Source organism: Methylosinus sp. sav-2 (genome assembly GCF_004366495.1).
GTDB lineage: Bacteria > Pseudomonadota > Alphaproteobacteria > Rhizobiales > Beijerinckiaceae > Methylosinus.
The window spans coordinates 1-12,379 of the sequence record NZ_SOEJ01000008.1 but is presented as its reverse complement, the minus strand read 5'-3'; the positions used below and the strand labels follow the sequence as shown (position 1 = coordinate 12,379).

Annotated in this window: 12 protein-coding genes and 1 pseudogene; 7 read left to right on the top strand and 6 right to left on the bottom strand. The window is 65.1% G+C overall.

Annotation, left to right across the window (positions count from 1 at the left end; translation table 11 throughout):
• Positions 1–34: 34 nt before the first annotated feature.
• Both EDE12_RS13920 and EDE12_RS13915 read right to left on the bottom strand, forming a co-directional pair.
• Complete coding sequence (locus EDE12_RS13920; protein WP_024879358.1) at positions 35–379, bottom strand: type II toxin-antitoxin system RelE/ParE family toxin; 345 nt, start codon at positions 377–379, stop codon at positions 35–37.
• On the bottom strand, positions 376–657 hold the full coding sequence (locus tag EDE12_RS13915; RefSeq protein ID WP_024879357.1) for a type II toxin-antitoxin system ParD family antitoxin: 282 nt from the start codon (positions 655–657) through the stop codon (positions 376–378). Before EDE12_RS13915 ends, EDE12_RS13920 begins: the two co-directional genes overlap by 4 nt.
• Before the next feature lie 120 nt (positions 658–777).
• Here EDE12_RS13915 and EDE12_RS13910 point away from each other — a divergent pair, with 120 nt between their 5' ends.
• Positions 778–1,794: a patatin-like phospholipase family protein gene (locus EDE12_RS13910; protein ID WP_348625810.1), complete on the top strand. Its 1,017-nt coding sequence runs from the start codon at positions 778–780 to the stop codon at positions 1,792–1,794.
• On the opposite strand, the gene EDE12_RS13905 is transcribed toward EDE12_RS13910, so the two are convergent.
• Positions 1,785–3,029, bottom strand: coding sequence for a glycosyltransferase (locus tag EDE12_RS13905; protein ID WP_024879355.1), 1,245 nt, complete (start codon positions 3,027–3,029; stop codon positions 1,785–1,787). The two genes, EDE12_RS13910 and EDE12_RS13905, sit on opposite strands and share 10 nt — an antisense overlap.
• A gap of 14 nt (positions 3,030–3,043) precedes the next feature.
• Entirely contained in the window at positions 3,044–4,261 is a 1,218-nt protein-coding gene (locus EDE12_RS13900) for a glycosyltransferase (RefSeq protein ID WP_024879354.1), read from the bottom strand.
• Positions 4,262–4,533: 272 nt separating this feature from the next.
• Between EDE12_RS13900 and EDE12_RS13895 the strand changes: the two genes are divergently transcribed.
• Positions 4,534–5,433 (top strand): hypothetical protein, encoded by a 900-nt coding sequence (locus EDE12_RS13895; protein ID WP_026598103.1) that lies wholly within the window; start codon positions 4,534–4,536, stop codon positions 5,431–5,433.
• An 81-nt stretch (positions 5,434–5,514) separates the two neighbouring features.
• The gene (locus EDE12_RS13890; RefSeq protein ID WP_026598102.1) at positions 5,515–6,678 is read left to right on the top strand and encodes an LptF/LptG family permease; all 1,164 of its coding nucleotides are present in this window, start codon (positions 5,515–5,517) and stop codon (positions 6,676–6,678) included.
• Positions 6,679–6,771: 93 nt separating this feature from the next.
• On the opposite strand, the gene EDE12_RS13885 is transcribed toward EDE12_RS13890, so the two are convergent.
• Together EDE12_RS13885 and EDE12_RS13880 are read right to left on the bottom strand one after the other, a co-directional pair.
• Entirely contained in the window at positions 6,772–7,512 is a 741-nt protein-coding gene (locus EDE12_RS13885) for an ABC transporter ATP-binding protein (RefSeq protein ID WP_024879351.1), read from the bottom strand.
• A complete protein-coding gene (locus tag EDE12_RS13880) occupies positions 7,502–8,242 on the bottom strand; it encodes an ABC transporter permease (protein ID WP_024879350.1) in 741 nt (246 codons plus the stop codon). The genes EDE12_RS13885 and EDE12_RS13880 overlap by 11 nt, the downstream gene beginning before the upstream one ends.
• Before the next feature lie 268 nt (positions 8,243–8,510).
• On the opposite strand from EDE12_RS13880, the gene trxA reads away from it, so the two are divergent.
• From trxA to EDE12_RS13860, 4 genes and pseudogenes are all read left to right on the top strand, one after another.
• Positions 8,511–8,837, top strand: coding sequence for a thioredoxin (gene trxA / locus EDE12_RS13875; RefSeq protein ID WP_024879349.1), 327 nt, complete (start codon positions 8,511–8,513; stop codon positions 8,835–8,837).
• 41 nt (positions 8,838–8,878) lie between these two features.
• Entirely contained in the window at positions 8,879–9,598 is a 720-nt protein-coding gene (gene modB, locus EDE12_RS13870; protein ID WP_026598100.1) for a molybdate ABC transporter permease subunit, read from the top strand.
• On the top strand, positions 9,595–10,689 hold the full coding sequence (gene modC / locus EDE12_RS13865; RefSeq protein WP_026598099.1) for a molybdenum ABC transporter ATP-binding protein: 1,095 nt from the start codon (positions 9,595–9,597) through the stop codon (positions 10,687–10,689). The genes modB and modC overlap by 4 nt, the downstream gene beginning before the upstream one ends.
• Before the next feature lie 460 nt (positions 10,690–11,149).
• Positions 11,150–12,379: pseudogene (locus EDE12_RS13860) on the top strand (hypothetical protein); the annotation flags it as partial.

Genomic DNA, 12,379 nt, shown 5'->3' with positions numbered 1-12,379 from the left:
CAGATAGGCGCTCCGCGCCGAGCTGGCCACAGCGTCAACCGATATCGGGCGGAATATGCCGAGCGAGGTCCATGGCGTCATGCAGGATGCGCAGCACTTCGACGACCTTCCCCTCCGCCGCGCGATACATGATGAAATGCCGTCCTCGGCGGCCGCGCCGTGCGAGGTGGAGCGTGCGAACACCGGGGAGGATTTCGTCCCGCGCCCTGCTACCCGCCACATTCGGCCCTTGCGTCAGCTCGGCGAGGGCGTCCATGAGCGTCGCTTTGTAGATTGCGGTCTGGCGCGGCCCGAAGGTTTCGGCCGTATATTGCAGGATACGCAGAAAATCGCGCTCCGCCTCGGCGCCGAGGCGGATGCGCCAAGACGTCTCGGTCACTTTTCCGAGGCCCCGGAGGCGGCGAGCGCGTCTAGATGCGCGAGAAGCGAGGAGGCGTCGGCGAATTCTTTGAACTCGGCCCGGTCGAAAGCCGAAGCGCCTTCTCTCGCCGCGCTGCGCAGGGCTTCGAGCTTGCGCGCTTCCTCGATCTCACGGCTCTCGACGAGGCGCAGGCCTTCCCGCAACACCTCGCTCGCATTCTGATAGCGCCCGCTCTGGACGAGCGCCTCGATCAGGCTTTCCTGCCTCTCCGTGAGGACGACATTGCGGGTCGGCATGGACGGCTCCCTTTTTTCCAAATCCTAACCCCTATTGGCATATAATGCCAGCAGCGCGGGATGGCGAGCGAAGCCGACGCCCTATCTTTCCTGGATATGGTTGTGGGCGGGACAGGCGCGATGCGAGACGAAATCCTCGTCGATCTGGCTTTGCAGGGCGGCGGCGCGCATGGCGCCTTCACCTGGGGCGTGCTCGATCGGCTGATCGAGGAGCCTTGGCTGCGCATAGACGGGGTCTCCGGAACTTCCGCCGGGGCGATGAACGCGGCCGCGCTCATCCATGGATTCTCGCAGGGCGGCGTCGAGGGCGCCCGTGCGACGATGGAGGAGTTCTGGCGGCGCGTCGCCGCCGCAGCCCGCTTCAGCCCGCTGCAGCGCAGCCCGCTGGATATGGCGCTCGGCCGCTGGACGCTGGACAATTCGCCGGCCTTCGTCGCCATGGACATGACCTCGCGGCTGGTCTCGCCCTATGACCTCAACCCCGCCGGCGCCAATCCGCTGCGCGACATATTGTGCGAGACCATCGATTTCGAGCGTCTGGCGCGTTCGCCGATCAAGCTCTTCGTGACGGCGACCAATGTGCGCACCGGCCGCGCGCGCGTTTTCCGCAACGCCGATCTCAGCGCCGAGGCGCTGCTCGCCTCCGCCTGCCTGCCGACAATGTTCCAGGCGATAGAAATCGACGGCGAGGCCTATTGGGACGGCGGCTACGCCGGCAATCCGACCATCACGCCGCTGGTGCGAGAATGCGCGTCGCAGGACACGATTTTGGTGCAGGTCAATCCGATCGAGCGCAAGGAGACGCCGCGCAGCGCGATCGATATTTTGAACCGGCTGAACGAGATTTCCTTCAACTCGCCATTGCTCAAAGAGCTGCGCATGATCGCGCTGCTGCGCGAGGTCGCCGATCCCGGCCATAGCGAGGGCGCGCGCTGGGCCTCCATGCGCATTCACGCCATCGCGACGGACATGGCCGCGGAGCTGTCGGCCTCCTCCAAGCTGATCGCCGAATGGGATTTCCTGCTGATGCTGCGCGAGGAAGGAAGACGCCGCGCAGAGGAGTTTCTCGAGCGCAATGGCGATGCGCTGGGGAAGCGCTCGAGCTTCGATCTCGCATCTATGCTGGACTATGTGTGACGCGCGCCGATGAGCGTCGGCGCCAGAGCGGCGAGATTGGCGCGATAGGCGTCGAGCGAGAAATGCGCGTCATAGAAGCGGCGCATCTCGCTCGCCGCGCGCTGCGTCTCGCTCGGAACGCGCGCGTCGACCGCCGCGGCCTTCAACGCGCGCGCAAAATCTTCCGCGCTGTCGGCAATCGTCACATCGGTAAAGCGCGCGAGATCGACATGCATTCCGCGAAAGGCGTGGGTCGTCGAGACGAGCGGCAGGCCGCTCGCCAGCGCCTCCACCGTCTTGATGGAGAGGCCATGGCCGCTGATCGTCGGCAGCAGCACGAGCCGCGCCGTCGCATAAGCGGCGCCCGGATCGTCGACGCGGCCGACGAAACACGCGCGATGCGCCGCATAGAGCGCGGGATCGCGCGCCTTCACGCCGGCGTCGACATTGCCGACGATGCGCAAATGCGGAATTTTCGTATCGCCGAGAACCTCGCGCAGGAACCAGCAGACGCTATCGACATTGGCGCTATTGTTGCTGGCGACGAGCAGAATATCCTCGCCGCCGGGGCCGAGCGGCGCTTCCGGCGCGCTCGGATAGAGCAGCGCATGCTGCTTCTGAGGCAGCAGCGCGCGGAAATCATCATATTCCTGCGCATTGAGATGCAGCAGAAGATCGGCGCCGCGCATCAGATCGAGCTCGCGGGCGAGCATTTGCTCATAGGTCACGCGCGGCGGCAGCAAGGGCGCACGCTCGTTCATCAGCGCGAATTGGCGTGCTTGCAGATCATGGCTGTCGAGCATTATGGGCGCGCCGCGCGCGAGGCGCTTCGCCACCGACATCAGGAAGAAATGATTGCAATGCACGAGATCGAAGCGGCGATCCATGAGGCCCAGCGGCAGCTCCGCGCGCTCGGCGACGCCGGCGCGAATGACCGCCTGATCGCCATGGAGAAAGGGCCACAGAACATCGCGCAGAAAGCGCGGCGCCGCGAAAGCGTGGAAAGACGCGCCGCCGAACCAGCGTTCGCCTCGCGATAGCTCGGGCGTCGCCTCGACGAAAGCGCGCCAGCGCCAGGCGCGTTCCGGCGTGAAGCCGGGCAGATCGCATATGGCGACCGGCGCGACGCGGGCGCCGAGCGCGCGATAGGCCGCGACCTGCCCCAGCACGACGCGATATGTGCCGCAGGAGTGCCAGGCCGGATGCACAATGGCGACATGACGCCCGGCGAGCGGCAGAGAAGCAGTGTCTTTCATTGCGTGAGCGTCGTTCATCGCACGAGCAACGGCGCGGCCGTCTCGTGCAAGGCGCGCGCATAGGCCGCAGGGCTGAACATATCGTCATAGAGGCGGCGCGTGTCGGAGACTTCGCGCGCGCCCGCGTCGCGACGCTGGCCGATCTCGCGCAGGGCGGCGGCGAAATCGGCGGCCTCATCGGCGAGAATGACATTGCCGAGCCGCTCGGGATCGATGGCCATGCCGCGAAACGCCCGGCGCGTGGCGATGAGTGGCGCGCCGCTCGCCATCGCCTCCACCGCCTTCACCGAGAGGCCATGCCCTTCGATCGTCGGCAGCAGCACGCAGGCGGCCTGCGCATAGACGGCGCCGATGTCGTCGATGCGCCCCTTGAACAGCGCGCGGTGAGACTCGTAGAGCGATTTGTCGAGGCGCTTCACGCCCGAATCGATATTGCCGTAGATCTCCACCTCGACGCTAGGCGCGAGCGGCGCGACCTCGCGCAGGAACCAGCGCAGGCTGACGAAATTTCCGTAATTGTCGCTGGCGACGATGATGATGCGATCGCCGCCCGGCCCGCAGGGAACCGGCGCAATGGCGGGATAGACGAGGCGATGACGCGCCTGCGGCAGCAGACGGACGAACTCCGCCCGCTCCTCCTCATTGAGATGTATGCAGAGATCCGCCGCGCGCATCCACTCGAGCTCTACCGACAACATATCGTCATAGGTCACGTAGGGGGGCAGGAAAAAGCCGCCCTGATTGCGCAGAATATATTGTCGCGCTTGTATGTCCTGCGTCTCGACCATGACCGGCGCATTTCTTCCACGAAGCAGTCGAGCAACAAAGGGCAGCGTGAAATAATGATTCGCATGCACGAGATCGACATTCTCGTCTGCGAGGCCGGGAGGAAGAGCGACGAGCTTGGCGAGCTCGACGAGCCAGGTCGCCTGATCGCCATGGATCAGCCGCCACCACGCATGGGCGAGAAAGGACGGCGAGAGAGCGGCGAGCCGGCTCGGCCCGCAGAAATAGCGCTTGTCGGCCGGCAGATCGGCGGAGGCGGCGAAATAGGCCTCCCAGCGCGGCCCACGCGGCGGCCGCGGGGCCGGCGTGTCCATCAGAGCGACGGAAATCGTCCGCGCTCCGAGCGCGCGATAGGCCTCGAGCTGGCTGACATTGACCTGATAGCTGCCGCAGGAATGCCAGGCGGCGTGAACCACCGCGACCGTCTTCCCCGCGAGCGGCCCCACGGCGACGGAAGCGTCGTTGGAAACAAGCTGCTCGATCGACCCCTCCCGTTCCGCGCGACGATGGGACGCAGGCGCGCCCCACCCACCCCCAATGAGGAAGAGGCTCGGCCGGCGTGGTGCGAAGCCCCGAGACTCGGAGAGCACCCCCTCCCGAGCGCCTTCGGCGCTCGACCTCCCCCTCGAAGGGGGAGGTGGAAACGCCTCTTCCTGCGCGTCCCCGTATCGGCCCGCCCCGCTTGCCCTGCGGCCGCGTTTCCAAGTAGACGGGGTATATGAGCCTTCGACCCGCAAATCCAGATTTTTCCCTGCCACGCGCCGCCCCCGATCAGAGCGGGGCCGCGGCCGGCAAGCGTTATGGGATCGCCATCGTCGGCAATGACAAGATCATCGACTGGCTGCTCCCCTTCCTCGAGAGCTATGCGCAGACCAACGCGCATCTGCCGCTCTATCTCGTCCCCTATGACGAGAATGTCGCGCAGACGCGGCGCGCGGCGGACATATACGGCGCGCATTTCATCGAGGAGGTTCCCGAGGCGATCGACAGACTCGCCGCCGAGCTCTATCCCGGCCCGTTCAACGGCAATCGCCGCCGGCTGCGCAAGCTGCAGGCCCTCGCCCTGCCGCTCGACGAGGTCGCCTATGTCGATGTCGATGTGGTGCTCTATCGCGATTTCTCGCCCATTTTCGGCCGGCTCGAGGCCAAGAAGACGGAATTCATCGTCGCCTCGCCGAGCTTCGAATATGTCTATAACGAGAAGAAGGCCAATTACCCCTTCCTGCGCGACGCGCTGCTGTTCAACGACGGCTTTTGGGTCACGTCCAACCAATATTTGAAGCTCGACCATTTCATCGAGACGATGCGCGAGGACGCCAAGCTCTTCCACGAGGTGCGCAAGCGCGGGCAGCTCTTCGCCCAGCCTCTGGTGAATTTCGTGACGCATCGGCGCGGGCTCGCCATCACGCTTTTGCCGCACTGCGTCGAGCGCGCCTCGCATGAGAGCTTCTATCAGGCGCCCGGAATCACCTTTTCCGAGGGCAAGCCGCTCGATCCAGACGGCAAGGAAATCTACTTCTGCCATTGGGCTGGGGCGACCGCCCTCCCCTCGACGGGCGTTTTCGACGCCTCGTGGAAGGAGTTTTCCAAAGCCGCCTGGACGAAATTTCGCAAATAGGCCGAATTCCGCTATGAGACTGCCGTGCGGCGGCGGCCCTCCCTCCGGGACGGGTCGATTTCGTCGCACGGAACAGGACACATGCCTCGCCTACTTTTCCTCTATCTCGCACGGCGCATCCTGTTCAGCACGCTCGTCGTCCAGCTCGCGCTCATCGTGCCGGTCGTGCTCTCCTATCTGCTCTACACGCTGACCCCGGCGGCGATTCGCGCCGGCCTGCTGGCCCCGGCGCTGGTCGGCACCATGCCGACAGTCGGCTTCATCACTCTGCCCATGGCCATAGGCGTCGCCACGGCGCTCGAATTCGCACGCATGTCCAATGAGGGCATGATCGCCGTGCTCTATGCGCTGCGGCTGTCCGTATGGTCCATCTGCCGGCCCGCGATCGTCTGCGCCGGCGCGCTGGTCGTCTTCGGCTATGGGCTCGCCAATCTCATGGCGCCCTATTACGCCAGCGGCCTGCAGGACGTCATCAATGTGGTGCGCAACTCGCTCAATCACCGCATGCTGGACGCGGCGCATTTCTACACTTTCGACAATGGCGTGAAGACTCTCTATCTCCAGCGCTGGGAGTCGCCGGACGTCGCCGTCAATCTCTTCGTGCGGCAGATTTCCATCGAGAAGCGCCAGGAGGAGACGATCACCGCGGCGCGTGCAGAGTTCCGCCGCCAGCCCTCCGGCGTCGTGGTGGCGCTGTCCAACGGCAGCATTCAAACCAAGCCCTTCGACACGGACGAGGTCCGCATCGCCAATTTCGACGAATATGCGATGGCGCTGCCGATGCAGGGTAGCGAATCGCTGCCGCCGCGCAATTGGCGCGGCGTCTATGAGCTGACTCTGCCGGAATTCATCGCCAATTGGCAAACCGCCAAGCTCGACCGCCGCCAGGCCGGCGAATGGATGGCGGAGGCGGCCAAGCGCTTCGGCGTGCCTTCGCTCGCCATCGCGCATACGCTGCTCGCCATGGCGCTGGTCTTGACCTTCGGCAGCGTCACCGGGCGACGCGGCAGCATGAGCTCGCTGGTCATCATCGCCATTCCGGCGACGCATATTTTCTTTCTGGTGGCGCTCGAATCGCTGCTGCGCGCCGATGCGCGCTTCGCCTTTCTTCTGGCGGGAGCGGCGGCGCTCGAGATCGGCGTGTCGATCCTGCTGATCTACCGGCGCAACAGAAACACCAGCCCGATGCGCAAGCTCTCGGCCTTCGAGACCATCGCCGCGGAGCCGCAGACCCTCGCGGCCTGACCAACCTTCGTCATCGCGAGGAGCGAAGCGACGCGGCGATCCAGGGGCCGCCCTCGACTCCTGGATTGCTTCGCTTCGCTTGCAATGACGACATCACGCGGCGGCGAGCACGACCTCGCGATAATGGGGAATGACGACATCCGGCGCGCCGGTCTCGCGCACCGCGCCCTCGTCGATCCAGATCACGCGGTCGCAGAGATCGCCGAGGAAGCGCAGATCGTGCGAGACCATCAAAATGGTCCCGGTCTTGGCGAAATCGGCGATGAAGGCCTCGCATTTGGCCTGGAACACCTCGTCGCCGACCGACAGCGCCTCATCGACGATGAGAATATCGGCGTCGGCGTTGGCGCAGATGGCGAAAGCGACGCGCGCCACCATGCCGCTGGAATAGAGCCGCATTGGCTGATCGAAGAAAGGCCCGATATCGGCGAATTCGGCGATGGCCGGCAGGCGCTTCTCCACCTCCTTGCGCTTGAGACCGAGGATCGCGCCGCCGATCATGGCGTTCTCGCGTCCGGTGAGCAGGCCGTCGAAGCCCGAGCCCAGCGCCAGAATCGGCGCCACGCGGCCCTTCACCTCGAAGGAGCCGCGCGTCGGCCGCGTGATGCCGCAGAGAATTTGCAGCAGCGTCGTCTTGCCCGCGCCATTGCGGCCGATAATGCCGACCTTCTCGCCCTTGCCGACCTCGAAGCCTATGTCGTGGAGCACCCAATGCTCCTGATAGAACTTCTTCCACAGGCCGAACAGGATCTGCTTCAGCTGGTCGTTGCGATGCAGATAGAGCTGGAACGCCTTGCCGACGCCGTCGCAGCGGATGATGGGTTCAGATGACATCGACGATGACCGATTTGTAGCGCATGAAGAACTGATAGCCGAACAGGAATATCCCGTAAGACACCAGCGACAGCGCGACATAAGCGATGGGATTGGGCAGCACGCCGTCGAGCGCTACGCCGCGCAGCATCTCTATATAGTCGCCGACGAGATTGAGGCGCAGCCAGATCGAGATATGCGAGGGCATCTGATCGAGCCGATAGAAGATCGGCGTCGCGAACATCAGCACCGGCACGACCGACACCATGATATGCGCCACATCGCGGGTGAAGGCGCCGAGCGCCATCAAAAACCACACCACGCCGAGCATGAAGCAGGCGAAGGGCAGAATCAGCAGCGGCGCGAAAAAAATCGTCATCGGCAATTCGCCGGCCGTCAGCAGGCGGAAGACCACATAGACGCCGAGGCTGATGCCGCCATAGACGAAGGCGCGAATCGTCGCCACCCAGGCGATGGTCTCGCTGGGAAAGATCGACTTCTTCACGAAGGTCACATGCTCGTGCAGCAGGCCCGGCCCGCGATAAGCGAGCTCGCTGAACAAATTGAAGACGATGAGCCCGATGAAGATGCCGGCCGCGTAATCGCTGGTGCTCATGCCCGCGGACAATTGCGGAACCGTTATAGAAAACAAAACGGTATAGGTGAGCAGCATGATCAGCGGGGCGAGCACGGCCCAGAGCGGCCCGAGCACGGAGCCGCGGAATCTGGAGGTGAGCTCCCGCCGCACCACGGCGCGGATGAGCTCCCTATGGTGCCAGGCCCGCTCAAAGGGAGCGACATAGGCGATGGGCGGTATCTGAGCGAGCGACAGGCCGAACCTCCTGGGATCGAATGCGGCGGCGCAGCCGCATAGACCAGCTCGGCGCCGCCTCTGTCAACGGTCCGGCGCCGCGCGGGCCGGATCGGCCGGGCGCCGCCCGGCCAGGGTCGACCTCGGCTTGACGCGGCGCCGCGCGGTTCCTACTCTTTCGGAAAAGTTTCAATTCGAAAGGAAAGCCATGTCTGCCGTGACCGTCAAAGTCTCCGATGCGAGCTTCGAAGCCGAGGTTCTGAAATCCGACCAGCCGGTCGTCGTGGATTTCTGGGCCGAATGGTGCGGCCCCTGCCGCACCATTGCGCCGGCGCTCGAGGAGATCGCCACCGAGCTCAAGGACAAGCTCAAGATCGTCAAGCTCAACGTCGACGAGAATCCCAATGTCGCCGGCATGCTGGGCATTCGCTCCATCCCGACTCTCATCATCTTCAAGGACGGCAAGGCCGCCTCGCAGAAGGTGGGCGCCGCGCCCAAGGGCGAATTGCTGCGCTGGATCAACGGCGCTATATAAGCGCTCGACGTAGCGGGAGTGAAGGCGTAAATCCTCAGAGCATGAACCTCTCGGATTTTGCGCCTTCCCTCCAGTTCTCCCCGCAGGAGCTGACGGCGATCGTCCTCAGCCTGAAGGTCGCGGGGACGGCCACGGCGTTCTCCCTGCCGCTCGCCGTCTTCGTCGCCTATGCTCTGGCGCGCTGGCGCTTTCCCGGCCATGCGGCGCTGAACGCCTTCATTCATCTGCCGCTGGTCATGCCGCCGGTCGTCACCGGCTTCGCCCTGCTGCTGCTGCTCGGCCGCAAGACGCCGCTCGGCGCCTTCCTCGCGGAATATTTCGGCATTGTCTTCGCCTTTCGCTGGACCGGCGCGGCGCTGGCCGCCGCCGTGATGAGCTTTCCGCTGATGATCCGCCCGATTCGCCTCTCCTTCGAGAGCATCGACGAGCGGCTGGCGCTCGCCTCGCGCTCGCTGGGCGCCGATCCACTGTGGACCTTCTTCCTGGTGACGCTGCCTCTAGCGGCGCCGGGCGTCATCGTCGGCTCGATTCTCGGCTTCGCCAAGGCGCTCGGCGAGTTCGGCGCAACGATCACCTTCGTCTCCAATATTCCCGGCGAGACGCAGACGATTCCCTCCGCCATCTACAGCTTCACCCAGACGCCGGACGGCGACGCCGACGCGCTGCGGCTCGCCGCCGTATCGGCGACGATCGCCGTGGCCGCCCTCGTCGTCTCGGAGATTTTGCAAAAGCGCGCCGATGCGACGCGAGCCGGCAAATGATCGGCGTCGATATAAAATTGCGCCGGGGCGATTTCACTCTCGCCGCCGCCTTCACCTCCAAGGCCCGCATCCTCGCGCTGCATGGGCCGTCCGGCTCCGGCAAGACGACGCTCGCCCATCTCGTCGCCGGCCTCGCGGCGCCGGACGAGGGCCATATCGTCGTCAATGGCGCGCTTCTCGTCGATACGGCGCAGCGTCTCTTCGTGCCGCCGGAGAAGCGCCGAATCGGCCTCGTGTTTCAGGATGCGCTGCTGTTTCCGCATTTCGACGTAAAGACGAATATTCTGTTCGGCCGCTTCTTCACGCCCAAGGCGGAGCGCCGCGTGCCATTCGAGGCCGTGGTCGAGACGCTCGGCGTCGCGCATCTGCTGCGCCGCCGCGCCGGCGCGCTCTCGGGCGGCGAGCGGCAGCGCGTCGGCCTCGCCCGCGCCCTGCTCTGCTCGCCGCGCCTATTGGTGATGGACGAGCCCATGGCCTCGCTCGACTATGACCGGCGCCAGGAGATCATGACGCTGATCGAGCGGCTGCGCGACGAATTCTCGATTCCGATCCTGCTCGTCTCTCACGCGGCCGACGAGATATTGCGCCTCGCCGACGAGGTGATCTCGCTCGAGCGCGGCGGCATTGTCGCGCAGGGCCTGCCCTCGGAGACGCTCGCCGCCGCGAGCCGATATACGGAAGGCGGCCGCTTCTCGGTGGTCAGCGCGCTGGTGGCGCATGTCGGCGCCTTTGATGCGCGTTATGGCGTGACGCGGCTCGCGCATCCCTCGGGCGAGATCGTCGTCGCGGCGCATATCGTCAACGGCGACCGGAAGGTGCGCGCGCTCATCAACGCCACCGATGTGGCGCTCGCCTACCGCAAGCCGGAGAACACCAGCATACGCACCGTGCTTCTCGGCCGCATCGTCGCGATCGACGAGGACGCGAGTCCGCTCGCCTTCGTGCGGCTCGAGCTCGAAGGCGGCGATCGGCTCATCTCGGCGACGACGCGGCTATCGGTCGCCGAGATGAATCTGAGCGTCGGCGCGCAAGTCTATGCGCTGGTGAAATCGGTGGCGCTGGACGAGAGAGAACTCCGCGCAAACGCGTGAGCCCGCCGCTGCGCGAGCATGGCGACGCCGCTTCGCGGACGGCTCCCTCGGACACGAATCCTCGAACCGAAATCATAGGAATTCGTTAGCTCTTTCATTTAGATGTTTATTAAGACCTCCATGCGATCTTCAAAACCGCGAAGCCTCCGATAAGGGATCGCTTCGTATTCGCGCCGAACAGGACAGATGATCTGTCCGCCGCCGGCCCGGCCAGGAACTCGCGAGCCCATTCCGGCTCGCAGGACTCCGCTGGAGGCACGGCCAAGCGCGACGGTGTTCTCCAAAAACCTTCGTGACCAAGGCACAGCCGCCGGCCCCTCGCGCCGGAGCGATCGCTCGCGCGTCCTCGCTGCGTCCTACGCTCACGCCCGATGCGGACCGAGCGCGCTCGGGCCGAGAACCGTCACGCCGTCAAACTTTCGTTTCTTCGTAAACAGCTTCATTGGAAGCGGAGCGCCCGATGACCTCGATCTTCACCTCTCTCACCGCCACTCAGGTTGCCGGGCTCACCACGACGATCATATCCAATCTGACGACAACGGACATAGCGGCGCTCAGCACCACGCAGGCGGCGGCGCTCAAATCGACGCAGCTCAACGCGCTCAACTCGACCGATCTCCAATCTTTCGCGCAGACGCAGATCGCAGCGCTCTCGGCCAACGCCATCGCCGGCCTCTCGCTCGCGCAGATCGGCAATTTGACGACGACGCAAGCCGACGAATTCACCGCCACTCAGGTCGCGGCGCTCACCTCCTCGCAGATCGGCGCGCTCACCTCGACCGAGCTGGAGGGATGGGACGCCACACAGATCGGCGCGCTCACCTCCACGCAGATCGGCAAGCTCACCACAACGGCGATCAGCAATCTCTCGACGACGCAGATTTCCTCGTTGAGCCAGACGCAGGTGCGCGGCCTCACCACCTCGCAGCTCAATGCGCTGAGCACCGACGATCTCATCGCGGTCAATCTCGCCAATCTGACCACCTCCCAGATCGCCGGACTCGACGGCGCCGCGGCCGGCAATCTCTCCACCACTCAGGCGGAAGGCCTCAGCGCCTCGCAGATCGGCGCCCTGTCGGCGACGGCTTTCGCCGGCCTCTCATCGACGGAAGTCCAGGCCTGGAGCACCACGCAGCTCGCCGGCCTCACCGCAACGCAGCTCGGCAAGCTCACCACCACGGCGCTGTCCAACCTCTCCACCACGCAGGTCACCGACCTCACCTCGACGCAGGTGCGCGGCCTCACCGCCACGCAGATCGGCGGCCTCGCCGCCTCCTATCTCGACGCTATCGATGCGGCCGACTTCTCGACAAGCCAGATCGCGGCCTTCAGCGCGACAAGCGTCGGCGATCTCTCGACGACCCAGGTCGCCAACCTCACCTCAACCCAGATCGGCTCGCTCTCGGCCACCGCCTTCGGCGCGCTGACCTCGACCGAGGTGCAGGCCTTCACCTCCACGCAGCTCGCCGGCCTCACCGCCACGCAGATCGGCAAGCTCAGCACGACGGCGATCTCGAACCTCTCCACGACGCAGGTCACTGATCTGACCTCGACGCAGGTCCGCGGCCTCACCGCCACGCAGATCGGCGGCCTCGCCGCCTCCTATCTCGACGCTATCGACGCGGCCGACTTCTCGACAAGCCAGATCGCGGCCTTCAGCGCGACAAGCGTCGGCGATCTCTCGACGACC